The following is a 24,763-nucleotide window of genomic DNA, read 5'->3' as shown; positions in this document are numbered from 1 at the left end:
CCTTCATGAGCGATCCCAACACCGACAAGCCTGACGAACTCGCGGGCACCGAGCAGCCTTTTGTGCAGCACCTCATGGAGCTGCGCGACCGGATGATCAAGGCGGTGATCGCCATCGGGATTGCCGCCGCCGTGCTGGCGGTGTACCCGGGCGCCAGCGCGCTCTATGACCTGATGGCCGCGCCCCTGGTGGCCACGCTGCCCAAGGGGGCCACGCTGATTGCCATCAGCGTGATCACGCCCTTTGTGGTGCCGATCAAGATTTTGTTCATGGCGGCCTTCATGATCGCGCTGCCGGTGGTGCTTTACCAGGTCTGGGCCTTCGTCGCTCCGGGCCTTTACTCGCACGAGAAAAAACTCGTCATGCCGCTGGTGGTTTCCAGCACCTTGCTGTTTTTTTTCGGCGTGGCCTTTTGTTATTTCGTCGTGTTCGGCCAGGTGTTTGCCTTTATCCAGAGCTTTGCGCCCAAGTCGATCACGGCCACGCCGGATATCGAGGAATACCTGAGTTTTGTGCTGGGGATGTTCCTGGCGTTCGGCCTCGCCTTTGAGGTGCCGATCGCGGTGATTTTGCTGGTGCGCATGGGGGTACTCACCGTGTCCCAGCTGCGCCAGTACCGCGGTTATTTCTGGGTGATTGCGGCTGTCGGCACCGCGCTGGTGACCCCGCCGGACGCGGGCTCGATGATCATGCTGCTGGGCGTCGTCGGTGGGCTTTATGAAGTGGGCATCCTTGCCGCCCTGCTCTTCGTCAAGCACACCAAAAAGCCGGAAGACGACGGCGAGGCCGAAGCGGCCAAGCCCTGATTCTTTGGCGGACTAGCGCTGCGGCTGCGGTTTAGGCCGCTGGCGCTTGCCGGGCGTTACCGCAATCTCCGTCTCTTTGTCCTTGCGCAGCACCGTCAGCGGCGCGGGCGTGCCTGGTTTGAGGGCCGCCACGGCGGTCAGCAGCTGGCTCACGTTACGCACATTCTTGCCGTCCACGGCGGTGATCACGTCGCCGGGCTGTATGCCGGCGTGCGCGGCCGGGCCGTTTTGCAGTACGCCGGTGATGATGACGCCCCCGTCTTTTGCGGCGGCCGGCTTGAGGCCGAAAGTCTCGGCGAGTTCGGGGTTCAAGTCCTGCGGCTCAACGCCTATCCAGCCGCGTGTGACCTGGCCGTCTTTCACGATACCTTCCAGCACCTGTTTGGCGGTGGACACCGGAATCGCGAAGCCTATGCCCATGGAGCCGCCCGAGCGCGAGTAGATCGCGGTGTTGATGCCCATCAGGTTGCCGTTCACGTCGACCAGCGCGCCGCCCGAGTTGCCGGGGTTGATGGCTGCGTCGGTCTGGATGAAGTTTTCAAAGGTGTTGATGCCCAGCTGGTTGCGGCCCAGCGCGCTCACGATGCCGCCGGTCACGGTCTGGCCCACGCCGAAGGGGTTGCCGATGGCCAGCACCGGGTCGCCCACCTGCAGCGCATCGGAGTTGCCCAGCACGATGACAGGCAGCTTGTCGAGTTCGATTTTCAGGATGGCCAGGTCGGTGTCGGGGTCGGTGCCTATGACCTGGGCCTTGGCCTTGCGCGTGTCGTTGAGGATGACCTCGATCTCGTCGGCGCCTTCCACCACATGGTTGTTGGTCAGGATGTAGCCGCTGGCGCTGATGATGACGCCGCTGCCCAGGCCGCCCTGCGGCTCGTTGGGACTCTGGTCGCCGAAGAAGAACTTGAACCACGGGTCTTCGGCATGCGGGTTTTTCGCCGCGGCCTTGCTGGTGTTGATGCTGACGACGGCGGCGGAGGCCACCTTGGCGGCCGAGGCAAAGCCGCCTGCCGCGCCCGCGCTGCGCGGCGTGCTGCCGGCCGGCGCCTCGATCACCGAGACGCCTGGCGTGTTGCCGCGGTCCAGCCACTGGGGCTTGAGCGTGGCGACGACGAAGTAAGCCGCCAGCAGGACGGTGACGGCTTGGGAAAACAGGAGCCAGGTACGCTTCATGAGTGAGTGGGGGAGTGTCGGCAAAAAAAACGTCAAAAACCGCGCGGAGCTTGGCGCTGCAAGCCTCTATTGTCCCTCAGGTCCATCAAGTCCCCAAGCCTTTCGCCGGCCGCCCGCGCCTGAGACAATCGCCGCATGAGCACCACACGACAGGATTTGCTGCAGGCCTTTGATGCGCTTTTGCAGCCCGCGCGCTTCAAGGACTACGGCCCCAACGGCCTGCAGGTCGAGGGCAGGCCCGAAGTCCGCAAGATCGTCTCCGGCGTCACCGCCAGCCTGGCGCTAATCGAGGCGGCCATTGCCGCGCAGGCCGATGCCATTTTTGTGCACCACGGCTTGTTCTGGCGCGGCCAGGACGGCCGCGTCACGGGCTGGATGAAGCAGCGCCTGGCCTTGCTGCTGGCGCATGACGTCAACCTCTATGCCTACCACCTGCCGCTGGACGCGCATCCCGAACTGGGTAACAACGCCCAGCTGGGCCTGCAACTGGGCCTGACGGCCGGCGGGCGCTTCGGCGAGCAGGACCTGGGTTTTATGGGCGCAAGCACCGACGGCAATGGGTTCACCGACGCCGCTGCGCTGGCGGCGCATGTGCAGCGGGTCTTGGGACGGCAGGTGGTATTGGCCGGACCGGCTCAGAAGCCCGTCCGCAACATCGCCTGGTGCACGGGCGGCGCGCAAGGCTACTTCGAGGCGGCGATCGCGGCGGGCGCCGATGCCTTTATCACCGGCGAGATTTCCGAGCCGCAAGCGCATTACGCGCGAGAGATGGGCGTGGCCTTCATGGCCTGCGGCCACCACGCCTCCGAGCGTTATGGGGCGCCGGCGGTGGCGGGACGGGTGGCTGCGCAACTGGGCCTGGCCCACGAGTTCATCGATATCGACAACCCGGCCTGAGGCCTGCCCGTCGGGGGGGGCGATTCAGGCGGGCTTGTGGCGCGGCCTGCCGGTCCGCGGGGATTTGCTGTTGACGGGTTTCGGGTGTTTGGGGCGCACAGCCGCTTTCGGCGGCGCATTGCGCAGGGCGCGCCAGCTGGAGCCCAGCTCGGCATGCTCGACCGGCACGGCGGTGTGGCTTTCCAGGTCCAGCAAGGCCGCACGGGAACGCATGGCACGCGCCGCCTCCGCCACCGATTGCGCCTCGTGCAGCAACTGGTCCACGTCCTTGTCCGCGGTGGACAGGTGAACGATGCCGACGGCGATGTCGGGTGTGATCCGCAGGTGCCGGCCGTCCAGCGAGGGCACGTCCATGGGCCGGCGCAGGCTGGAAGCCACGCGCAGGCCCAGCGTGCGTATCCAGCGCGGTGAATGCATGGTCTCCAGCAACACCACGAAGCAGCGGTCGTAGTAGCGGCCCGCCGGGTTCACGGTGCCGGTATGGCGCTGCATGCGGCGCGCCAGCTGGATGTAGATGTCGTTCAGGCCCGCCTGGCCGATTTGCGGCAGCAGGCGTTCGGGCTCGAACAGCAGCACGGCCATCAGGGCGCCGTCGCGCCGGGTGCGCAGGCGGCGGCGCTGCGCGCGGATGATTTTCTGCACCATGGCCACGCCGTCATAGAGCTGGGTGATGGGATCGCGGCGGGACACCTCGCCCTGCATCATCTGCCGGGTCTGGTGGTTGCGCAGCCACAGCATCGCGGCAGTGATGACCACGCTGAGCAGCGCCGTCAGCGCCACGCCGCCCTGCAGCAGCAGCGGCGGCCGCGTGGTGTTCAGCGCCATCCCGTAAAGGCCGATCTGCGCGGGCAGGGTCAGCAGGCACCCCAGCGCCAGGCCCCAGGCCAGCCTGTCGCCCAGTTGCGTGGCGCGCACCGACAGCCACAGAACCACCGACAGGTTGGCGATGGCCAGCGCGCCCGAGGCCGGCAGGCGCCAGTCAGGGGCAAGGAGCAGTAGGCACAGCGGGCCGCCTGCCAGGCATACCAGGGTCATCCCCAGCAGGCTGGCTTTCATCACGCGGTCGCGCTGGTGGGCCGACAGCCATTTGCTGGCGCCGAAACTGCCGACGGCGGCGCACAGCGGGCCCGACAGGATTTGCGCGGTGGCCAGCCACTCCCGCGCATCCGGCCAAAGGGCGGCGGGCAGGCCGCTGAGCAGCATCACCACCACCCAGCACAGGGCCAGGTAGGCCAGCGTCTGCCACGCGGCGCGGTTGCGGCTGTAACAGGCGTCGGCCAACGCCAGCAGGAGCACAAGGCCCAGCGCGCCGGCGGCAGCGCTCCAAAGCATCATGTCGGCGTCGGGCATCAAGAGGTGGGCGGCGGCATTCATGGCTAGCTCAACCTTGCGCGCGCGGGCTTGCCGGCCGCCGTGCTCTGGTTTGCGCCAAAATAGCCCAAGAATGCATTTGCCCGAATCCCCTTCGTCTTTTTACCCGCCGCGGCGTCTTGCCGCCTGCAGGCTTACCCGTTTTTTCGCGATTATGGTCCGTCCGGCCGTGGAATGCACTTTGCGGCCCGAATGGTCTACCGTGAAGCGGAGGGCGCCCTGTGGCTAAGCCGCTGCTCGTCACCATGGGCGATCCGGCCGGCATAGGCCCGGAAATCATCGCCCGGGTTTTTCGCGAAGCGCCGGCCGACATGGCGGGCTGCGCCGTGGTGGGTGACGTGGCCACGCTACGCCGCGCCGCCGCGCTGGTGGCATCGCCGCTCGCATTGCCTGTTGCGCGGCTGGACAGCCTGGCCGACCTGCCGGGCGTGCCGCCAAACTGCATCGCGGTGTTGCAGCAGTGCACGCTGCCGGGGCTGGTCCCCTACGGACAGGTCAGCGCTGTGGCGGGTCAAGCCGCGGCGGACTGCATCGTCTGGGCGGCCCGCCACGTACTGGCTGGCGAAGCCGCCGCGCTGGTGACCGCACCCATCCATAAAGAAGCCCTGTCGGCTGCCGGTGGCTGGGCAGCGGGCTTTCCGGGCCACACGGAAATGCTGCAGGCTGAGGCGGCCGCCTTTTTGGGCAAACCCGTGGGCGAAGTGCCGGTGCGCATGATGCTGGCCAATGACGAACTGCGTACCGTGCTGGTCAGCATCCACATGTCGCTGCGCCACGCCATCGAGGCCGTCACCTTCGACAACGTGCTGCAAACCCTGCGCATCACGCACAGCGCCGTGGCCGCCAGCCTGGGACGCGCGCCACGCATCGCGGTGGCGGGGCTCAATCCCCATGCGGGCGAAGGCGGACTGTTCGGCAGTGAAGAGCAGGCCATCATCGCGCCGGCCATCGCCGCCGCCCGCGCGGAAGGCCTGGATGTGAGCGGCCCCTTCGCGCCGGATACGGTGTTCATGCGGGCCCGCCATGCAGCCGGCAAGCCCGGCGAGTTTGACGTGGTGGTCGCGATGTACCACGACCAGGGGCTGATCCCGGTCAAGTACCTGGGGGTAGAGCAGGGCGTCAATGTCACGCTGGGCCTGCCGCTGGTGCGCACCAGCCCCGACCACGGAACCGCATTCGACATCGCGGGAAGCGGCCGCGCCGATGCGTCCAGCCTGCTGGCGGCCGTGCGCATGGCGCGCCGGCTTGCTGTTTGCTGACGCGCTACGGGTTTATTTCTTGAGGCTGTCGCGGATTTCGCGCAGCAGCACGATGTCTTCAGGCGTTGCGGCAGGGGACGGCGTGGCCTCGTGATGCCGCTTGAGGCGGTTGATCTGTTTGACCATGAGGAAAATGATGAAGGCCAGGATGACGAAGTTGACCGTCACGGTCAGGAAGTGGCCATAAGCGAACACCGGCACACCGGCCTTGCGCAGCGCCTCCAGCGACGTGTCGGTGCCGGGCGGTACGGTGCCCAGCAGCACATACATGCTGGAAAAGTCCAGTTTGCCGAAGACCAGACCCACCACCGGCATGATCAGGTCGCTCACCACGGCGTCGACGATCTTGCCGAAAGCCGCGCCGATGATCACGCCGACGGCGAGGTCGATTACATTGCCCTTGACGGCAAATTCCTTGAATTCCTGCATCATTCCCATGAAGTCTCTCCTCTTGTTGCTGAGCCATTGCCGGCCGCGCCGGCTTATCCCGAAAAACATTATCAAGGCTGGACCCGCCGGCGCAGCGGGCGCGTGGGACCGGCTTGAAACAAAGTATGTGGATGCCCAATCGTGGCGATGCTTAAAAAACAGGCAGGCAACCCGGCGCGAAGCTCGTCAGGGCCACCGGGATACGCCCCCTTGCCTTGAAAAACGACATCGCGCTCCGCTACAATTGCGGGTTGACCCCACTATGCCTATTTCAAGCCAGTTCTTGAAGGACTCTCATGACCCAAGCAAGCGAAGCAAGCGCGAATGGTGTGCCGCACGGCGCCCCCGTAGACAAAGATAAAAGAAACTGGCTCGTGACCACCTGCGTGGTGGGCGGCGCAGGCGTAGCAGCCACCGCTGTTCCCTTCGTCAGCACCTTCCAGCCCTCCGAAAAAGCCAAAGCCGCCGGCGCCGCCGTCGAAGTCGATATTTCCGACGTCAAGCCCGGTGAAAAAATCACGGTCGAATGGCGCGGCAAGCCGGTCTGGATCGTCAAGCGCACGCCCGCGCAGCTCGCCGAGCTGCCCAAAGTCGATGCCCTGCTGGCCGACCCCAAGTCCGAGCGCAAGCCCGATGAGCTGACCCCTGTTTACGCCCGCAACGAAAACCGCTCCATCAAGCCCGAAACGCTGGTGGTGGTCGGTATCTGCTCGCACCTGGGCTGCTCGCCTTCCGACAAGTTCCAGCCCGGCGCGCAGCCTTCGCTGCCCGACGACTGGGCCGGCGGTTTTCTCTGCCCCTGCCACGGCTCGACCTTCGACATGGCCGGCCGCGTCTACAAGAACAAGCCCGCGCCCGACAACCTCGAAGTTCCCCCGCACATGTACCTGTCAGACACCCGGTTGCTGATTGGTGAAGACAAGAAGGCCTGAAGGCGCTTTCCACCCCAAGCTCCTTTACAAGACCCTGTAGCCAGCGCCCGATATTTGCCGCCACACAGCCGCACCTGCCAGGCGCTTGCCAAAGAACCCCACCGAACCAGGATCAGTTATGGCTGAATTCAAAGAAATTTCCCCCGATGCCCCGCTCGCCGCCAAGGCGATGAACTGGGTCGACAACCGGTTTCCCGCCAGCAAGCTCTACAAAGAGCACATGAGCGAGTACTACGCGCCGAAGAACTTCAACTTCTGGTACATCTTCGGCTCGCTGGCCATGCTGGTGCTGGTCATCCAGATCGTGACCGGCATCTTCCTGACGATGAACTACAAGCCCGATGCCGCACTGGCTTTCGGCTCGGTCGAGTACATCATGCGCGACGTGCCCTGGGGCTGGCTGATCCGCTACATGCATTCCACCGGCGCTTCCGCTTTCTTCGTGGTGGTCTACCTGCACATGTTCCGCGGCCTGCTCTACGGCAGCTACCGCAAGCCGCGCGAGCTGGTCTGGATTTTCGGCTGTGCGATTTTCCTGTGCCTGATGGCCGAGGCCTTCATGGGCTACCTGCTGCCATGGGGCCAGATGAGCTACTGGGGCGCACAGGTGATCGTCAACCTGTTTGCCGCGATTCCTTTCATCGGCCCCGATGTGGCGCTCCTGATTCGCGGCGACTACGTGGTGGGTGATGCCACGCTGAACCGCTTCTTCGCGTTTCACGTGATCGCCGTGCCCCTGGTGCTGTTGGGCCTGGTGGCCGCGCACATCATCGCGCTGCATGAAGTGGGCTCCAACAACCCCGACGGCGTTGAAATCAAGGGCCCGAACGCGCCCAAGGACGCGCAAGGCCATCCGCTTGACGGCATTCCTTTCCACCCGTACTACACGGTGCACGACATTTTCGGCGTGAGCGTCTTCCTGATGATCTTCTCGGCGATCATCTTTTTCGCACCCGAATTCGGCGGCTATTTCCTCGAGTACAACAACTTCATCCCGGCCGACCCGCTGAAGACGCCGGCGCACATCGCCCCGGTCTGGTACTTCACGCCTTACTACTCGATGCTGCGTGCCATCACCACCGAGATGATCTATGCATTGATCGTCTGCGTGGTCGGTGCCGCGGGCTTCAGCGTCTGGAAGTTCCGCATGCCGGTGCTGTTCAAGGCCGTCATCGTGGGCGCCGCCGTTGTGGGCGCCGCGCTGCTGCTGTCCATCGACGCGAAATTTTGGGGCGTGGTCGTGATGGGCGGTGCCGTGGTGATCCTGTTTTTCCTGCCCTGGCTCGATCACAGCCCGGTCAAGTCGATTCGCTACCGTCCTGACTGGCATAAATACCTCTACGGCATTTTTGTCATCAACTTCCTGGTGCTGGGCTACCTCGGCGTTCAGCCGCCGTCGCCCATCGGCGAACGCGTCTCGCAGGTCGGCACGCTGTTTTACTTCGGCTTCTTTATCCTGATGCCGTGGTGGAGCCGTGTGGGCACCCCCAAGACACCGCCGGACCGTCCTGTTTTTCACGGTCACTGAGAGTTGGAGATAAAAACGATGAAAAAAATTATTTTTGCGTTGGTTACCGCCTTTGGCCTCGTGGCTGGTGCACAAGCTTCGGAAGGCGGCATCGCCTGGGACAAGGCGCCCGACCGGACCAACGACATGGGCTCCCTGCAAAACGGCGCCAGGCTGTTCGTCAACTATTGCCTCAACTGCCATTCCGCCGCTTTCATGCGCTTCAACCGCCTGAAAGACATCAATCTGACCGACAAGGAAATCAAGGACAACCTGCTGTTCACCACTGAAAAAGTGGGTGACACCATGAAGGCCGCGATCGACCCGAAACAGGCCAAGGACTGGTTCGGCGGCAATCCGCCCGACCTCACCGTGATTGCGCGTTCGCGCGCCGGCCACGGCGGCACCGGTGCCGACTACCTGTATACCTACCTGCGCACCTACTACCGCGACGAAACCAAGGCCACCGGCTGGAACAACCTGGCATTCCCCAGCGTTGCCATGCCGCACGTGCTCTGGGAATTGCAGGGCGTGCGCACCCCCGTGTATGAGGAAAAAGAAGAGCACGGCCATAAGGTCGCGATCTTCAAAGGCTGGCAACAGGTCACGCCCGGCACGATGACGCCGCTGCAGTACGACCAGGCCATGGGCGACCTTGTGGGTTACCTGCAGTGGATGGGCGAGCCGGCCCAGAACATCCGCATTCGCGTCGGTGTCTGGGTGCTGCTGTTCCTTCTCTGCCTGACTTTCGTCACCTGGCGCCTGAATGCGGCGTTCTGGAAAGACGTCAAGTAATTTTTTTCGCCGGGATTCGGTTCCCGGCACCTTCTGGAGTGGATGCTTTTATATGTATCCACTCCTTTGCATTTAGGAGTTCCGCACCATGATGGTCCTTTATTCAGGCACAACCTGCCCCTTCTCGCACCGCTGCCGTTTTGTGCTGTTTGAAAAAGGCATGGACTTCGAAATCCGCGACGTCGACCTGTACAACAAGCCCGAAGACATCAACGTGATGAATCCCTACGGCCAGGTGCCTATCCTGGTCGAGCGCGACCTGATCCTGTACGAGTCGAATATCATCAACGAGTACATCGACGAGCGCTTCCCGCACCCGCAACTCATGCCCGGCGACCCGGTCGACCGCGCGCGCGTGCGCCTCTTTTTGCTCAACTTCGAAAAAGAGCTGTTCGTCCACGTCAGCACGCTGGAATCACGCGCGTCCAAAGGCAACGAAAAGGCGCTCGAAAAAGCCCGTTCGCACATCCGCGACCGCCTGACGCAGCTCGCGCCCATCTTCCTGAAGAACAAGTTCATGCTGGGCGACAACTTCTCCATGCTGGACGTGGCGATCGCCCCCTTGCTGTGGCGCCTGGATTACTACGACATCGACCTGTCGAAGAATGCCGCGCCGCTGCTCAAGTACGCGGAACGCATCTTTTCGCGCCCGGCCTACATCGAAGCGCTGACGCCTTCCGAAAAGGTCATGCGTAAATAAAGCCCGACCCTGATTTCACGGACAAGCAGTTTGGCTGAATTCATGAACGCCCTGGACTCCACGTCAACGCGCCCGTACCTGATACGCGCCCTGTACGACTGGTGCACCGACAACGGCTTCACGCCCTATGTGGCCGTGTCGGTGGATGACAGCGTGCAGGTGCCGCGCGAATACGTGAAGAACAATGAGATCGTGCTCAACATCAGCTTCGACGCGACTTCGTCGCTCAAGCTGGGCAATGATTTCATCGAATTCAAGGCGCGTTTCGCCGGCAGCGCCCGGGAAATCATGGTGCCTATCAGCCATGTGATCGCCATCTATGCCCGTGAAAACGGGCAGGGCATGGCGTTTCCCATGGTGGCGCCTTCCGCCGCGGGCCCGGTCTCCAGTGCCGAGTCGGGAAGCGATGCCGGTTTGGCGGCACCGGCCGCCGCCCCATCGTCGGCTCCGGCGCCGCACAGCGCGGCGGACGGACCCGACGCCAAAATCATGCAATTGGTGCCCGAAAGCACGCCCGATGCCGGAGACGGTGGCCCCGAGACCCCGCCGGAGCCTCCCAAGCCGCCGCGCGCGCGGCCGTCGCTGAAACGCGTCAAGTAAAATACCCCCGTGCCGCTTTAGCTCAGTTGGTAGAGCAACCGCCTTGTAAGCGGTAGGTCGTCAGTTCGATTCCGACAAGCGGCACCATTTCCCCCCGGCCTTGCCTTCCCCATGCAACATGGGTACTATCGCTAGCAATTTTGTAGCGAGCCATCAGGCGGGGCTTTAGCTTCCATGCCATAGCGCCGTTAATGAAGAGAATGGCTACTACTTTCTGCTTATTAGGATCTTGAGTCGAATTGAGGTAACCTTCCAACCTTTGCCTATAAGGCGGGCCTGGATCAAGGGGAGTAGTTGCCGGATTTTCGCTGCGGCCGCGTTGCCGCTGACCAGCAGGCACCAGGTCTCGCCGTCTATCGGCCCGGCTTGGACAGCGGGGCGGAGGGCCTCGGGCAGTAGCGACTCAATGGCCTTGAGCCTGTCGCTGGACTCCCGGACGAGTTCGGTCAACCGCGCCAGGGAGGGGGAATTCCCGGCGGCTTGGTAAACGGAGAGCGCCTGCGGAAGGCGCCGGTCGGAAGTCATGGTGGACGGAGAGCGGCTCAGGGAGCAGAAGCTTTTAAAGAGGTAGACAAGTGCATTTGATTATCACGGATGCGTGGCTGGCGAAAAGCCGGGCCATCTATTTAAGCGGCACAAAACTGGTGCTGGCGGGCTTTGTCGCCGCGCTGGCGCTGATGCTTGTGGCCGCCGGCCTCTACCACTGGGTGTTCCTCAAGGGCGCGCGCGAAGGCTGGCCCGTCGTCGGCTCGCTGGTCAAGCTCATGGTCAAGGACGAATTCGACCAGCGCGACCGCTTCATGCGGGAAAACCTCGACGTGATGGCCAAGCGTGTCGGCGAAATGCAGGCCAAGATGATGCAGCTCGAAGCGCTCGGTGAGCGTGTGTCGGGCCTGGCAGGCGTCAACCCCAATGACATCAAGGTCCAGCCCGGCCGCGGCGGCGCGCTGGTGGCGGGCCCCTCGCTCACCATGGAGGAGCTGCAGGCCACGCTGGCGGAGCTGGACAAGCTCACCGACCAGCGTGTCGACCTGATGACTGTGATGGAGTCGCGGCTCTTTGACCAGAAGATCAAGAAAATGATGGTTCCCACCCAGGAACCCGTGGCCGGCGGCAACCTCGGCTCTCCCTTCGGCTGGCGCATCGACCCGATGAACGGGCGCTCGGCGTTACACACCGGGCTCGATTTCCCGTCCGAACCGGGCACGGCCATCCTGGCCGCGGCGGGCGGCGTAGTCGTGACGCAGGAGTACCACCCTGCCTACGGCAACATGGTCGAGGTCGACCACGGCAACGAACTTGTCACGCGCTATGCCCATGCATCGCGGGTATTGGTCAAAAAGGGCGACCTGGTCAAGCGAGGCCAGAAGATCGCCGAGGTCGGCACCACCGGCCGCTCCACCGGCCCGCACCTGCATTTCGAGGTGCTGGTTCAGGGCGTGTTCCAGGACCCGCAGAAATTCCTGACTGCAGGGCAGAAACTGCCCGCACCGATGGTGGCATCAGCTGCTGCGCGGCCTGCCGCGCCCGCGCCTGCACCCGTACCCGCACAGCTTCAGCAGCTACCGCGCCCTCATTAGGCGGGCTTCGCCTGCCGCGCATGCCTATGCGGCCTATTGCCAATCGCCCTGGATTTAGGGCGGTAGCCTGTGCGACGCTCCCGGCAGAGTTAAAATCAGAGGTTTGGGCCCAGTTGAACTCACTGATGGCGCCCACACCTAGGTTCCGTACTCAATAAGGGATTTCGGCCGCATTGCCAGCTCATGGGGAGCGGTCAAGGCGGCCTCGCATTTATGGCTTCCAACATCCTGACCAAAATTTTCGGCAGCCGCAATGACAGGCTGCTCAAAACCTACCGCAAAACCGTAGAACGCATCAATGCGCTGGAGACCCAGTACGAAAAGCTTGACGACGACCAGTTGCGGGCCAAAACCCAGGAGTTCAAAAGCCGGATAGCCGCGGGCGAGGAGCTCGATGCCATTCTTCCCGAAGCCTTCGCGGTGGTGCGGGAGGGCAGCAAGCGTGTCATGAAGATGCGCCACTTCGACGTCCAGATGCTGGGCGGCATGTCGCTGCACAACGGCAAGATTTCCGAAATGCGCACCGGCGAGGGCAAGACCCTGACCGCCACGCTGCCGGTTTACCTCAATGCATTGACCGGCAAGGGTGTGCATGTGGTGACGGTCAATGATTACCTGGCCAGCCGTGATGCGCGCTGGATGGGCAAGCTCTATAACTTCCTGGGCCTGTCGGTGGGCATCAACCTGCCCAACATGTCGCGCGAGGAAAAGCAGGCGGCCTACGGCTCGGACATCACCTACGGCACCAACAACGAATACGGCTTCGACTACCTGCGCGACAACATGGTCTATGAAGTGACGGACCGCGTGCAGCGCGGCCTGAACTACGCCATCGTCGACGAGGTCGACTCCATCCTGATCGACGAGGCGCGCACGCCGCTCATCATCAGCGGCCAGGCCGAAGACCACACCGAGATGTACCTGGCGATGAACAAGGTCGTGCCCTTGCTGACACGCCAGGAAGGCGAAGCCGACCCGCGCACCGGCGAGGGCGTGACCAAGCCCGGCGATTTCACCGTCGACGAGAAAAGCCACCAGGTGACCCTGACCGAACAAGGCCATGAGAGCGCCGAGCGTCTGCTGTTCAACCTGGGACTGATCCCCGAAGGCGCCACGCTGTACGACCCGGCCAACATCTCGCTGATGCACCACCTGTATGCGGCCCTGCGTGCCAACCAGCTCTACCACCGCGACCAGCACTACGTGGTGCAGGACGGTGAGGTCGTGATCGTCGACGAGTTCACCGGCCGCCTGATGTCGGGCCGCCGCTGGAGCGACGGCCTGCACCAGGCCGTCGAAGCCAAGGAGGGCGTGCAGATCCAGGCCGAAAACCAGACCCTGGCCTCCATTACCTTCCAGAACTATTTCCGCCTTTACGCCAAGCTGGCCGGCATGACCGGCACCGCCGACACCGAAGCCTACGAATTCCAGGAAATCTACGGCCTGGAAACCACGGTGATCCCGCCCAATCGCGTGAGCCGCCGCGACGACCAGCTCGATCGCGTCTACAAAACCACGCGCGAGAAATACGAAGCCGCCATCAAGGACATTCGCGAGTGCTATGAGCGCGGCCAGCCCGTGCTGGTCGGCACGTCCTCGATTGAGAACTCTGAAATCATCGACGACCTGCTGACCAAGGAAAACCTGCCGCACCAGGTGCTCAACGCCAAGCAGCATGCCCGCGAAGCCGACATCATCGCGCAGGCTGGCCGGCCGAAGATGATCACCATCGCCACCAACATGGCGGGCCGCGGCACCGATATTGTGCTGGGCGGCAACGTTGAAAAACTGATCGAAGCCGTTGAAGCGGACGAGGCGCTGGACGCCGCCGCCAAAGAGACGGAAATCGCCCGCCTGCGCGCCGCGTGGAAGGACGAGCACGAACAGGTCACCTCGCTGGGCGGTCTGCGCATCATCGCGACCGAACGCCATGAATCGCGCCGCATCGACAACCAGTTGCGCGGCCGCTCCGGTCGCCAGGGCGACCCTGGCTCTTCGCGCTTTTACCTGAGCCTGGACGACCCGCTGATGCGGATCTTCGCGGGCGACCGCGTCAAGGCCATCATGGAGCGGCTCAAGATGCCCGACGGCGAGGCGATCGAGGCGGGCATCGTCACCCGCAGCATCGAATCGGCCCAGCGCAAGGTCGAAGCACGCAACTTCGACGTGCGCAAGCAATTGCTTGAATACGACGACGTGGCCAACGACCAGCGCAAGGTGATCTACCAGCAGCGCAACGACATCATGGACGCCGCCAGTCTGCAGGCACAAATTGCCTCGCTGCGCGAAGGCTGCTTCACAGACCTCGCGCGCCAGTATGTGCCGGTGGAAAGCGTGGAAGAGCAGTGGGACGTTCCCGGCCTCGAGAACGTGCTGCGCGACGAATGGCAGATCGAATTGCCCCTGCGCCAGGAACTCGAAGCTGCCACCGCCATCACCGACGAAGAAGTGGTCGAGAAGGTCATAGCGGCCGCCAACGCCGCCTTTGCCGACAAGGTCGAGAAAATCGGCGAAGAAAACTTCACGCAGTTCGAGCGCGTGGTCCTGCTGCAAAGCATAGACAGCCACTGGCGCGAACACCTGAGCGCCCTCGACTACCTGCGCCAGGGCATACACCTGCGCGGCTACGCGCAAAAGCAACCCAAGCAGGAATACAAGCGCGAAGCGTTTGAGCTCTTCGGCCAGTTGCTCGACAGCGTGAAAAACGAAGTCACCAAGGTCCTGATGACGGTCAAGGTCCAGTCCGGCGAGCAGCTGGAGCAGGCCGCCGAAGAGATGGAAAACCGCGCCGAAAACATCGCCAACGTCACCTACACCGCGCCCACTGAAACCGGCGAAGTGGAAACGACGGTGGACGAGGAGTCGCAGCGCCGCGCACCGGCCGTGCCGGTCGGCGATGTGCCCCGCGTGGGCCGCAACGACCCGTGCCCTTGCGGTTCGGGCAAAAAATACAAGAACTGCCACGGCCTGCTCAACTGAGCGCGGCCCGAGTCGAACGCCTATCCCTCCACACTGGTTTTCCGGAGTCAATACATGCCCGTCAATCTGGTTGCCACGCCCGCCGCGGACCTTCACCCTGTGCGCGGCGTGCGCTGGGGCATCACCGAGGCGGGCATACGCAAAGCGAATCGCAAAGACCTTTCCGTGCTGTTGCTTGATGAAGGAGCGTCCGTTGGCGCTGTCTTCACGCAAAACCGCTTTTGCGCCGCGCCGGTGCAAATCTGCCGCGAGCACCTCGCCAGAAACGGTGGGCAGACGGCCGGCATACGCGCCATGGTCATCAACACCGGCAATGCCAATGCCGGGACTGGCGACGATGGCCTGAGCCGCGCGCACGCCACTTGCATCGCACTGGCCCGGTTGCTGGATCTTGCCCCCGAGCAAGTCCTGCCGTTTTCCACCGGCGTCATCATGGAGCCCCTGCCCAACGACCGCATCGCGGCGGGCCTGCCGGCCGCGTTGGCTGCCGCGAAAGAAGATAACTGGGGCGCTGCGGCCGAAGCCATCATGACCACCGACACGGTGGCCAAAGCATTTTCCAAACGCATCAAGCTTTCGGGTACAGACGTCACCATCACCGGCATCAGCAAGGGCGCCGGCATGATACGGCCCAATATGGCCACCATGCTGGGCTTTATGGCGACCGATGCCTGCGTGGCCCAGCCGCTGATGGCGCAACTGGCCCGCGAGCTGGCGGAGGGATCGTTCAACCGCGTGACGGTGGACGGCGACACCTCGACCAACGACTCCTTCGTGGTGGTGGCCACCAACAAGGCCGCCCACGCACCCGTGACCTCGCTGGACAGCGCCGACGGCCAGGCCTTGCGCGCCGCCATGCTGGACATCGCCCGGCAGCTGGCGCAGGCCATCGTGCGCGACGGCGAAGGCGCGACCAAATTCATGACCATCCAGATTGAAGGCGGAAAGACCGGCGAGGAATGCCGCAAGGTGGCCTACGCCATCGCCCATTCGCCGCTGGTGAAAACCGCTTTCTTCGCCAGCGACCCGAATCTCGGCCGCATCCTCGCCGCCGTCGGTTATGCCGGCATCGACGACCTGGACCAGACAAAAATCGATCTGTACCTCGACGAGGTGCTGGTGGCCAAGAACGGCGGCCGGCATCCCGGTTACGTCGAGGCCGATGGCCAGCGCGTGATGAAACAAAGCGAGATCACGGTGCGCGTGGTGCTGGGCCGCGGCGCGGCCGCCGACACCGTCTGGACCTGCGATTTCTCCTACGACTACGTCAAGATCAACGCCGACTACCGCAGTTAATCCAGAACAACCCAATGAACGAGCAGTTTGAACGCCTGATCACCCGCGTCGAGTCCTTGATGGCGCGGATCGAATCCGTGCTGCCGCAGCCCTTGACCGCGCCGGACTGGAGCGCCTCGGTCGCTTACCGCTACCGCAAGCGCAGTTCGGGCCATGGTTCACTGGAGCCGGTCCGGCACATCGGCAACATGAGCCTGGGCGACCTCAAGGAGATCGAGGACCAGAAGGAAAAGATCAAGCGCAACACCGAGCAGTTCGTGCTGGGCAAACCCGCCAACAACGTGCTGCTGACCGGCGCACGCGGCACCGGCAAGTCCTCGCTGATCAAAGCCTGCCTCAATGAATATGCCTCACGCGGCCTGCGCCTGATTGAAGTCGACAAGGCTGACCTGACCGATTTGCCGGACATCGTCGACGTGGTCGCCGGCCTGCCCGAAAAATTTATCGTGTTTTGCGATGATTTGAGTTTTGAGGAGGGCGAACCCGGCTACAAGGCGCTCAAGTCCATCCTGGATGGTTCCGTCGCGGCCGCCACGCCCAATGTGCTGATCTATGCGACCAGCAACCGGCGCCACCTGTTGCCCGAATACATGACGGAAAACCTCACCTATACCCGCGGCGATGACGGTGAGGTGCATCCCGGTGAAGTGGTCGAGGAAAAAATTTCGCTGTCCGAACGCTTCGGCCTCTGGGTCAGCTTCTACCCCTTCACCCAGGACGAATACCTGACCATCGTCGCTCAGTGGCTGTCGTCCTTCGGTGTGGGCCGGGATGCCATCGCGGCGGCGAAACCGGCCTCCCTGGTCTGGGCGCTGGAACGCGGTTCGCGCAGCGGCCGTGTCGCCTACCAGTTCGCGCGTGACTATGCCGGCCGCGACAGCGCCAGCCGGCCTGTGGTGGCGCCCGCCATTGCGGCCTATGAGCGCCCGGGCGCTTCCGCTGTAGCGCCGTCCGACCAGGCTCCCGACAGTTCGACATGAGCGTGCTGGTCGCCGACGGAGAACGGCCGCGCGAGGGCGGTGCGGACCGCAAGGTGGTCGACGTTGCGGTCGGCGTGCTGATCCGGCCTGATGGCGATTTCCTGCTGACCTCGCGCCCGCCTGGCAAAGTCTACGAAGGTTATTGGGAGTTCCCCGGCGGCAAGCTGGAGCAGGGCGAAAGCGTCGAAGCCGCACTGCGCCGCGAGCTGCAGGAAGAAATCGGCGTCACCATAGGCACGGTCCATCCCTGGAAGGTCGAAATGGTCGACTACCCGCATGCGCTGGTGCGCCTGAATTTTTGCAAGGTGTTTGAGTGGGCCGGCGAGCTGCAAATGCATGAAGGCCAGTCGCATGCCTGGCAATCCTTGCCGGTCAGTGTGCAGCCCGTCTTGCCGGGCACGGTGCCGGTGCTGGCCTGGTTTGCCGAAGAGCGGGGCTTTGCCGGCGCGACCTGCTGAGCTGCCGCTTTGGCCGTCTCAGGCCGTAAACACCCAGTTCTTGCTCGCCCCCAATACAGCGTCGGGGTAAGGCGATTTGCCGCGTGAACCGTTGTAGCGCCCCAGGCCCATAAAGAGGTCGCCGCGCTCCCTGTCCAGGTAGTGGCGAAGGATCACGCAGCCAAAGCGCAGGTTTGTCTGCATGTGAAACAGCTTGGCCGGGTCGCCGTCTCCGATCACGCGCGTCCAGAAGGGCATGACCTGCATGTAGCCGCGCGCGCCCACGTTGCTGACCGCGAACTTGCGGAAATTGCTTTCGACCTGGATCAGGCCCAGCACCAGTGTCGTATCCAGCCCGGCGCGCTTGCTTTCGTACCAGACGGTTTGCAGGAATTCCTTGCGGATCTGCCACTCGGGTTTTTTCTTTTTGAGCCGGTCGCTCATCGTGCCCAGCCAGCGCAGGTAGGCGAGGCGGCTCTCCGTATCCTTGAACTCGGGCACGGGAGGCGCCTGGTTGGCGATGGCCGAACTCAACGCGGTACGCACCGAGTCAATCAGCGGTTCTTCAACCTGTGCGCCGGCATGCGCCCGCTCCGCGAGCAGCAATGGGCTGAGGGCAATGGGCAATGCCTGCAGGCAGGTTCGGCGGGAAAGCCCTTCCGCCTTTGCCTGGGCGGCGCCGGATGCGGACAGGGTCAATGAGCGCACGGGAACCATGAAGGCGTCAAAGCGCCAGCTTTCCCTTGAGGAAATCGAAAGCACCGGCCGCATCGATCTTGCTGGAGGCCGCATCGCGGCGATGCTGGTATTCGAGCTGTCCCTCTTTCAGGCCGCGGTCGCCGATGGTGACGCGGTGCGGCACGCCAATCAGCTCCCAGTCGGCGAACATGGCGCCAGGACGTTCGCCCCGGTCGTCCAGGATCACGTCCACGCCGGCCGCGAGCAGTTCCGCGTAGAGTTTGCTGGCGGCGGCTTCGACTTCGGGGAAGCGGTCGGGGCTGATGGGGCACAGCACCACGGTGAAGGGGGCAATGGCGTCTGGCCAGATGATGCCGCGCTCGTCATGGTTCTGTTCAATGGCTGCGGCCGGCAGGCGCGTGATGCCGATGCCGTAGCAGCCCATTTCCATGAACTGCGGCTTGCCGTTTTCACCCAGGAAGGTGGCGTTCATGGCGCGGCTGTATTTGGTGCCGAGGTAGAACACATGGCCGACCTCGATGCCGCGCTCGATCACCAGCGCGCCCTTGCCGTCGGGCGACGGGTCGCCCGCCACCACGTTGCGGATGTCGGCCACCAGTTCGGGCTCGGGCAGGTCGCGGCCCCAGTTGACGCCGGTCATGTGAAAGTCCGCTTCGTTGGCGCCGCAGACCCAGTCGGCCAGTGCGGCGACTTCGCGGTCGGCGATCAGCTTGACGGGCTTTTTCAGGTTCAGCGGGCCGAGGTAACCCGGCTTGCAGCCGAAATGGTCTTCAATCTCGGCCAGGGTGGCGAAGCGGAAGTCCGCCAGGCCAGGCACCTTGCCGACCTTGACTTCGTTCATGTCGTGGTCGCCGCGCAGCAGCAGCAGCCAGACCTGCGACTTGACGGGCTTGCCCGCCTCATCGAGCGTGTCGGTGGCCAGCACCAGCGACTTGACGGTGGTTTGCAGCGGGATGCCCAGCAGCTCGGCCACGTCGGCGCAGGTGGATTTGCCGGGCGTCGCCGTTTTGGCCATGGCCTGCGATGCGGCTTTGCGCGCGCCTTGGGGCGGCAGCGCTTCGGCTTTTTCCATGTTGGCGGCGTAGTCGCTGCCGGGGCAGTAGACGATGGCGTCTTCGCCGGTCGCGGCGATCACCTGGAACTCTTCGCTCAGGTCACCGCCTATGGCGCCGCTGTCGGCGGCGACCGCGCGGTAGGTCAGGCCGAAGCGGTCAAAAATCTTGCGGTAGGCGGCTGCCATGATCTGGTAGCTGGCCTTGGCGCCGGCCTGGTCGCGGTCGAAGCTGTAGGCGTCCTTCATGATGAACTCGCGCCCGCGCATCAGGCCGAAGCGCGGCCGGCGTTCGTCGCGGAACTTGGTCTGGATCTGGTACAGGTTTTTCGGCAGCTGCTTGTAGCTCTTGATGTCCTGGCGCATCACGTCGGTGACGACTTCTTCGCTGGTCGGCTGGACCACGAAATCGCGGCCGTGGCGGTCCTTGATGCGCAGCAGTTCGGGCCCCATTTTTTCAAAGCGGCCGGTTTCCTGCCAGAGCTCGGCCGGCTGGATCACCGGCATGGTCATCTCCACGGCGCCGGCCCGGTTCATTTCCTCGCGCACGATGGCCTCGACCTTGCGGATCACGCGCAGGCCCATGGGCATGTAGTTGTAAACGCCGGCGCCCAGTTTCTTGATCATGCCGGCCCGCATCATGAGCTGGTGGCTGACGACTTCGGCGTCGGCGGGGGCTTCCTTGAGGGTGGAAATGAAGAACTGGGAGGCTTTCATGGGCGGTTTTCGGGGATTCCGGGGTTGGAAATGGGGGGAAAGGTGCTGCAGCCCGCTGTGCGCTTGGCGCTGGGGCCTTCGCTGTGCATAATGGACTCAGTTTAAAAAATTGAGGTTTGATTATGCTTGACCGGGACGGCTTTCGGCCCAACGTCGGCATCATCTTGCTCAACCAGAGAAGTCAGGTATTTTGGGGCAAACGTATCCGTACCCACTCGTGGCAATTTCCGCAGGGTGGCATTGACCGGGGCGAAAATCCCGAGCAGGCCATGTACCGCGAGTTGCATGAAGAAGTGGGGCTGTTGCCACAGCATGTGAATGTGCTGGCCCGAACCCGAGACTGGTTGCGCTATGAGGTGCCTGACCGGTTCATCCGCCGCGATGCGCGCGGACATTACAAAGGCCAGAAACAAATCTGGTTTCTCCTTCAACTGGTCGGCCACGACTGGGACTTGAACCTGCGCGCAACAGACCATCCCGAGTTCGATGCCTGGCGTTGGAACGACTACTGGGTGCCGCTGGACGTGGTGGTCGAGTTCAAGCGCGGTGTCTATGAAATGGCGCTGACCGAACTCTCCCGGTTTGTTCCCCGCGTGGACAACCGCGTGGAGCCGCGTCCCGACCATCGCAACCGCTATTTGCGCGGCGGCCTGCACCAGCGCGACCATTCGGGCCCGCCGGGCGAGGGTGGCTTTCACCCCGCAGTTGAGCCTTTCCATGCCCAGATTACCCGCCCCGGCGCTTCTTTTGAATTGCCGCCCGGCGCCACCTTTGAACCTGATCCGCAAACCAGCCTGGGTGCGGATCCCAGCACCCAGAAACCATGAAACTCAAATCGGCTTTTTTGGCCTCCCTCGTCCTGATGGCGATCGGCGCCTCCGGCCCGGCAACGGCCCAGGTCTATGCCCTCGAGGATCCTGTCGACTGGAAGGAGTCGCCGGTTCCCCCGCCGCCGGCCTTCGATGTCAAAAAACTGATCCCGCTGGAGGTGTCGCCTAACTCTTCGCTGGCTTACGGCATCGATCCCGCTTCCATCAGCATCACCGACAGCGACAGCCTTGTTCGTTATGTGATTGTGGCCAGCAGCGCCAGTGGCGCCCGCAACGTGATGTACGAGGGGATTCGCTGTTCCACCGGGGAGTTCAAGACCTACGGCCGGTATTCCCCCGACGGCAAATGGAACATGGTGGCCAACCCGGAGTGGCAGTCCATGTTTGGGCCCGTGCCGTCCAAGCACGCGCTGCGGTTTGCCAGGGCCGGCGCGTGTGACAGCGCCGCATCGGCGCCTTCGGTGCATGTGTTGGTCTCGCGCCTGAAGAACCCGAATTTCAGGATGGCCGACTGACCTTGCTGATGCCGGGCTTCGCCTAGCGGGTCAGGACGAGGTTGGTGCGGTGGACCATTTCGGGTTCACCCGTGTAGCCAAGCAACTTTTCAAACTCCGAAGACGCCTTGCGGCAGATCAGCCGGGCTTCGGAGCTGGAGTAATTGGCCAGGCCGCGCGCGATCTCCACGCCCTCGGGGCTTCGGACGGCGATCACGTCGCCACGCGAAAAATCGCCCTGAACTGCCGTCATGCCGATGGGCAACAGGCTTTTGCCTTCACCCTGCACCTTGACCACGGCGCCTGCGTCGACGGTGACCGAGCCGCGCATTTGCAGGTGATCCGCCATCCATTGTTTGCGCGCCTGCATTTTCTGCGTCTGCGCCACCAGCAGCGTGCCTATGGGTTCGCCCTGCGTCAGCCGGATCAGCGCCTGCGGCTCGCGCCCCCAGGCGATCACCGTCGAGGCGCCCGAGCCCGCGGCGCGCTTGGCGGCCAGAATCTTGGTGATCATGCCGCCCTTGCCGATGCTGGAGCCCGCGCCTCCCGCCATCGCTTCCAGCGCCGGGTCGCCGGCTTTGGCTTCGTGCACGAACTGCGCTGCCGGATCCTTGCGCGGGTCGGCAGTGTAGAGGCCTCTTTGGTCGGTGAGGATCACGAGCGCGTCGGCCTCGACAAGGTTGGCCACCAGCGCGCCCAGCGTGTCGTTGTCGCCGAACTTGATTTCATCGTTGACGACCGTGTCGTTTTCATTGATAACGGGAACGACGCCCAGTTGCAGCAGGGCCAGCAAGGTGGAGCGCGCGTTGATGTAGCGCTCCCGGTCGGCCAGGTCGGCGTGTGTGAGCAGGACTTGCGCGCTGCCGATGCCGTTTTCGCGCAGTTTGGTTTCATAGACCTGGACCAGGCCCATCTGGCCTACCGCCGCGGCGGCCTGCAGCTCATGGATGGCTTTCGGGCGGGTGGTCCAGTTCAGGCGCTTCATGCCCTCGGCGATGGCGCCACTGCTCACCATGATCACTTCGCGCCCGTCCTTGACGAGCGCGGCCAGCTGTTCGCACCACTGGCCGATGGCGACGGCATCGAGTCCGCGGCCCTCGTTGGTCACCAGGCTGGAGCCCACCTTGACCACGATGCGTCTGGCGTTGCGCAGGATGGTGGAGCCTGGTTTGTCTTGCATGTTGAGTATTTTCAGGCTATCGCCCAATCGTACGGGCGTCAGCAGCTGTTATTGATTGAAGAAAGCAAATGCAGCCCTGCACCTGCCTGCGTACGGGAGCGAAGGGTCAGGATGCTTCCGGCGGTTCAGGCGGCAACGGGGCAAAGCGCGGGTCGACTTCTTCCACCGGTTGCTCGCTTTTCTGGACCTGCTTGACGTGCTGGTAGATGGTCTTGATCAGGTGTTCGCAGCCTTCGCGCGTCAGCGCCGAAATCTCGAACACCGGGCCCTTGAACTTGAAACGCTTGACGAAATCCTTGACGATGGCCGCGCGCTTGTCGCTGTCCACCATGTCGAGCTTGTTCAGAACCAGCCAGCGCGGCTTTTCATACAGCGCTTCATCGTATTTCTTGAGCTCGCCCACGATGGCCTTGGCTTGCGCCACCGGGTCCACGCCTTCGTCAAAAGGCGCCAGGTCGACGACGTGCAGCAGCAAGCGGGTGCGCTGCAGGTGGCGCAGAAAAAGATGGCCCAGGCCCGCGCCTTCGGATGCGCCTTCGATCAGGCCGGGCAGGTCGGCGACCACAAAACTTTGCTCGGGCCCCACGCGCACTACGCCCAGATTGGGGTGCAGCGTGGTGAAAGGATAGTCGGCAATGCGGGGGCGGGCGTTGGACACCGCCGAGATGAAGGTGGATTTGCCGGCATTGGGCATGCCCAGCAGGCCGACGTCGGCCAGCACCTTGAGCTCAAGCTTCAGGCTTTTGCGCTCGCCGGGCCAACCCGGTGTCTTGCTGCGGGGTGCGCGGTTGGTCGAGCTTTTGAAGCGCAGGTTGCCGAAGCCGCCGTCGCCACCCTTGGCGATCAGGACCTGCTCGCCAGGCACCAGCAGTTCAAAAAGGACTTCGCCGGTCTCGGCATCGGTCAGGATGGTGCCTACCGGCATCTTGAGAATGACGTCGTCGCCCTTGGCGCCAAACATATCCGAGCCCATACCGTGCTGGCCGTTGCGGGCATCGTGGCGGCGCGAAAAGCGGAAATCCACCAAGGTGTTCAGGTTGATGTCCGCGACCGCGTATACATGGCCGCCGCGCCCGCCGTCGCCGCCGTTGGGGCCCCCGAACTCTTTGTACTTTTCATGGCTGAAGGAGACGCAGCCACTCCCGCCATCGCCTGCGGCAATGTCAATAAAGGCTTCGTCAACGAATTTCATGATGGAGTGCTGCGGTTAAAACAGGGGGGCGATAGTAGCCGGAGATCAAGTTTACAAACAAAAAAGCCCCGACAGGTCGGGGCTTCGTTTCAGTCGAAGTGACTTATCGAAGTGATCAGCTTACGCCGGGGTCACATTCACGGTGTGCTTGTTCAGCGCACCCTTGACGGAAAACGAGACCGAGCCGTCAACCAGCGCAAACAGCGTGTGGTCTTTGCCGATGCCGACATTGACGCCTGGATGGAACTTGGTGCCGCGCTGGCGCACGATGATACTGCCTGCGTTGATGACTTCGCCGCCAAATTTCTTGACGCCAAGCATTTTGGGCTGCGAATCGCGCCCGTTTCGCGTAGAGCCGCCGCCTTTTTTCTGTGCCATTTTTCGTTACTCCTGGTACGTCTCTGCTTAACCGGCGATAGCGCCGATTTGCAGTTCCGTGTAGTTTTGCCGGTGGCCCTGGCGCTTTTGGTAATGCTTGCGACGGCGCATTTTGAAAATGCGAACCTTGTCGTGCCTACCTTGCGAAAGGACAGTGACTGTAACAGTGGCGCCGGACACCAAGGGCGTACCAACCGTGATTGTGCTGCCGGTGCCGACAGCCAATACCTGGTCAATAACGATCTCTTGGCCTACGTCCGCAGCAATCTGTTCTACTTTAATTTTTTCTCCAGTAGCAACCTTGTATTGTTTGCCACCGGTTTTTATGACCGCGTACATGTAAGACCTCGTAATTTGAGTTCTGCAGACGGATTTCCGCAGAGCCCAGCATTCTAGCACGGCATGCTAAAAATGGCCAGAAGCGCGGTTTTGGGGCTTTTCCGGGGCTGTTTCCCGAGCCCATCGGAGCGGTACCGGCGGG

General features: G+C 63.2%; 25 protein-coding genes and 1 tRNA gene. 16 read left to right on the top strand and 10 right to left on the bottom strand.

Going from position 1 to position 24,763, the window contains the following annotated elements:
* The first annotated feature begins 5 nt into the window (after nt 1-5).
* A complete protein-coding gene (tatC, locus tag ACLV8F_RS09915) occupies nt 6-806 on the top strand; it encodes a twin-arginine translocase subunit TatC (RefSeq protein ID WP_411884059.1) in 801 nt (266 codons plus the stop codon).
* Nucleotides 807-818: 12 nt separating this feature from the next.
* On the opposite strand, the gene ACLV8F_RS09910 is transcribed toward tatC, so the two are convergent.
* Complete coding sequence (locus ACLV8F_RS09910; RefSeq protein WP_411884058.1) at nt 819-1,979, bottom strand: S1C family serine protease; 1,161 nt, start codon at nt 1,977-1,979, stop codon at nt 819-821.
* Nucleotides 1,980-2,114: 135 nt separating this feature from the next.
* Here ACLV8F_RS09910 and ACLV8F_RS09905 point away from each other — a divergent pair, with 135 nt between their 5' ends.
* A complete protein-coding gene (locus ACLV8F_RS09905) occupies nt 2,115-2,876 on the top strand; it encodes a Nif3-like dinuclear metal center hexameric protein (RefSeq protein ID WP_411884057.1) in 762 nt (253 codons plus the stop codon).
* Between the two features lie 24 nt (nt 2,877-2,900).
* Here the strand turns inward: ACLV8F_RS09905 and ACLV8F_RS09900 are convergent, their stop codons facing one another.
* Nucleotides 2,901-4,250, bottom strand: a complete 1,350-nt coding sequence (locus ACLV8F_RS09900; protein ID WP_411884056.1) for a hypothetical protein — start codon at nt 4,248-4,250, stop codon at nt 2,901-2,903.
* Nucleotides 4,251-4,468: 218 nt separating this feature from the next.
* Between ACLV8F_RS09900 and pdxA the strand changes: the two genes are divergently transcribed.
* Nucleotides 4,469-5,506, top strand: a complete 1,038-nt coding sequence (gene pdxA, locus ACLV8F_RS09895; RefSeq protein ID WP_411884055.1) for a 4-hydroxythreonine-4-phosphate dehydrogenase PdxA — start codon at nt 4,469-4,471, stop codon at nt 5,504-5,506.
* A gap of 12 nt (nt 5,507-5,518) precedes the next feature.
* On the opposite strand, the gene mscL is transcribed toward pdxA, so the two are convergent.
* Nucleotides 5,519-5,944 carry a large conductance mechanosensitive channel protein MscL gene (gene mscL / locus ACLV8F_RS09890; protein ID WP_411884054.1) on the bottom strand — a complete coding sequence of 142 codons (426 nt, stop codon included), beginning with the start codon at nt 5,942-5,944 and terminating at the stop codon, nt 5,519-5,521.
* A gap of 287 nt (nt 5,945-6,231) precedes the next feature.
* Here mscL and petA point away from each other — a divergent pair, with 287 nt between their 5' ends.
* The 6 genes from petA (at nt 6,232) to ACLV8F_RS09860 (ending at nt 10,556) form a co-directional block, all read left to right on the top strand.
* On the top strand, nt 6,232-6,867 hold the full coding sequence (petA, locus tag ACLV8F_RS09885) for a ubiquinol-cytochrome c reductase iron-sulfur subunit (protein WP_411884053.1): 636 nt from the start codon (nt 6,232-6,234) through the stop codon (nt 6,865-6,867).
* A 118-nt stretch (nt 6,868-6,985) separates the two neighbouring features.
* Nucleotides 6,986-8,395: a cytochrome b gene (locus tag ACLV8F_RS09880; RefSeq protein ID WP_411884052.1), complete on the top strand. Its 1,410-nt coding sequence runs from the start codon at nt 6,986-6,988 to the stop codon at nt 8,393-8,395.
* An 18-nt stretch (nt 8,396-8,413) separates the two neighbouring features.
* Nucleotides 8,414-9,169, top strand: coding sequence for a cytochrome c1 (locus ACLV8F_RS09875; protein ID WP_411884051.1), 756 nt, complete (start codon nt 8,414-8,416; stop codon nt 9,167-9,169).
* An 88-nt stretch (nt 9,170-9,257) separates the two neighbouring features.
* Nucleotides 9,258-9,869: a glutathione S-transferase N-terminal domain-containing protein gene (locus ACLV8F_RS09870; RefSeq protein WP_007868077.1), complete on the top strand. Its 612-nt coding sequence runs from the start codon at nt 9,258-9,260 to the stop codon at nt 9,867-9,869.
* 42 nt (nt 9,870-9,911) lie between these two features.
* Nucleotides 9,912-10,469 (top strand): ClpXP protease specificity-enhancing factor, encoded by a 558-nt coding sequence (locus ACLV8F_RS09865; protein ID WP_411884050.1) that lies wholly within the window; start codon nt 9,912-9,914, stop codon nt 10,467-10,469.
* Between the two features lie 11 nt (nt 10,470-10,480).
* A tRNA-Thr gene (locus ACLV8F_RS09860) sits at nt 10,481-10,556 on the top strand.
* A gap of 120 nt (nt 10,557-10,676) precedes the next feature.
* Here ACLV8F_RS09860 and ACLV8F_RS09855 read toward each other — a convergent pair.
* Entirely contained in the window at nt 10,677-10,994 is a 318-nt protein-coding gene (locus ACLV8F_RS09855; RefSeq protein WP_411877390.1) for a hypothetical protein, read from the bottom strand.
* 50 nt (nt 10,995-11,044) lie between these two features.
* Between ACLV8F_RS09855 and ACLV8F_RS09850 the strand changes: the two genes are divergently transcribed.
* The 5 genes from ACLV8F_RS09850 to ACLV8F_RS09830 all read left to right on the top strand — a co-directional run bounded on the left by ACLV8F_RS09850 (nt 11,045) and on the right by ACLV8F_RS09830 (nt 17,762).
* On the top strand, nt 11,045-12,049 hold the full coding sequence (locus tag ACLV8F_RS09850) for a M23 family metallopeptidase (protein ID WP_411884049.1): 1,005 nt from the start codon (nt 11,045-11,047) through the stop codon (nt 12,047-12,049).
* 213 nt (nt 12,050-12,262) lie between these two features.
* Nucleotides 12,263-15,028, top strand: a complete 2,766-nt coding sequence (gene secA, locus ACLV8F_RS09845; protein WP_411884048.1) for a preprotein translocase subunit SecA — start codon at nt 12,263-12,265, stop codon at nt 15,026-15,028.
* Between the two features lie 54 nt (nt 15,029-15,082).
* Entirely contained in the window at nt 15,083-16,324 is a 1,242-nt protein-coding gene (gene argJ / locus ACLV8F_RS09840; RefSeq protein WP_411884047.1) for a bifunctional glutamate N-acetyltransferase/amino-acid acetyltransferase ArgJ, read from the top strand.
* Between the two features lie 14 nt (nt 16,325-16,338).
* Entirely contained in the window at nt 16,339-17,304 is a 966-nt protein-coding gene (locus tag ACLV8F_RS09835) for an ATP-binding protein (protein WP_411884046.1), read from the top strand.
* Nucleotides 17,301-17,762 (top strand): NUDIX domain-containing protein, encoded by a 462-nt coding sequence (locus ACLV8F_RS09830; RefSeq protein WP_411884045.1) that lies wholly within the window; start codon nt 17,301-17,303, stop codon nt 17,760-17,762. The genes ACLV8F_RS09835 and ACLV8F_RS09830 overlap by 4 nt, the downstream gene beginning before the upstream one ends.
* A gap of 18 nt (nt 17,763-17,780) precedes the next feature.
* Here the strand turns inward: ACLV8F_RS09830 and ACLV8F_RS09825 are convergent, their stop codons facing one another.
* Together ACLV8F_RS09825 and ACLV8F_RS09820 are read right to left on the bottom strand one after the other, a co-directional pair.
* On the bottom strand, nt 17,781-18,458 hold the full coding sequence (locus ACLV8F_RS09825) for a lytic transglycosylase domain-containing protein (RefSeq protein ID WP_411884044.1): 678 nt from the start codon (nt 18,456-18,458) through the stop codon (nt 17,781-17,783).
* Between the two features lie 7 nt (nt 18,459-18,465).
* Nucleotides 18,466-20,208 carry a proline--tRNA ligase gene (locus ACLV8F_RS09820; RefSeq protein WP_411884043.1) on the bottom strand — a complete coding sequence of 581 codons (1,743 nt, stop codon included), beginning with the start codon at nt 20,206-20,208 and terminating at the stop codon, nt 18,466-18,468.
* A gap of 122 nt (nt 20,209-20,330) precedes the next feature.
* On the opposite strand from ACLV8F_RS09820, the gene ACLV8F_RS09815 reads away from it, so the two are divergent.
* A complete protein-coding gene (locus tag ACLV8F_RS09815) occupies nt 20,331-21,035 on the top strand; it encodes an RNA pyrophosphohydrolase (RefSeq protein WP_411884071.1) in 705 nt (234 codons plus the stop codon).
* Complete coding sequence (locus ACLV8F_RS09810; RefSeq protein WP_411884042.1) at nt 21,032-21,553, top strand: CNP1-like family protein; 522 nt, start codon at nt 21,032-21,034, stop codon at nt 21,551-21,553. Before ACLV8F_RS09815 ends, ACLV8F_RS09810 begins: the two co-directional genes overlap by 4 nt.
* A gap of 22 nt (nt 21,554-21,575) precedes the next feature.
* On the opposite strand, the gene proB is transcribed toward ACLV8F_RS09810, so the two are convergent.
* The 4 genes from proB to rplU form a co-directional block, all read right to left on the bottom strand.
* Nucleotides 21,576-22,712 carry a glutamate 5-kinase gene (proB, locus tag ACLV8F_RS09805; RefSeq protein ID WP_411884041.1) on the bottom strand — a complete coding sequence of 379 codons (1,137 nt, stop codon included), beginning with the start codon at nt 22,710-22,712 and terminating at the stop codon, nt 21,576-21,578.
* A gap of 106 nt (nt 22,713-22,818) precedes the next feature.
* A complete protein-coding gene (gene cgtA / locus ACLV8F_RS09800; RefSeq protein WP_411884040.1) occupies nt 22,819-23,904 on the bottom strand; it encodes an Obg family GTPase CgtA in 1,086 nt (361 codons plus the stop codon).
* 120 nt (nt 23,905-24,024) lie between these two features.
* Entirely contained in the window at nt 24,025-24,282 is a 258-nt protein-coding gene (gene rpmA, locus ACLV8F_RS09795; RefSeq protein ID WP_122955354.1) for a 50S ribosomal protein L27, read from the bottom strand.
* 27 nt (nt 24,283-24,309) lie between these two features.
* Nucleotides 24,310-24,621, bottom strand: a complete 312-nt coding sequence (gene rplU, locus ACLV8F_RS09790; protein ID WP_122955355.1) for a 50S ribosomal protein L21 — start codon at nt 24,619-24,621, stop codon at nt 24,310-24,312.
* Between the last annotated feature and the right edge of the window lie 142 nt (nt 24,622-24,763).

The organism is Polaromonas sp. YR568 (genome assembly GCF_943369675.1).
Taxonomy (GTDB): domain Bacteria; phylum Pseudomonadota; class Gammaproteobacteria; order Burkholderiales; family Burkholderiaceae_C; genus Polaromonas.
The sequence above is the reverse complement of the archived record's forward strand: the minus strand, read 5'-3'. Positions and strand labels throughout refer to the sequence as shown.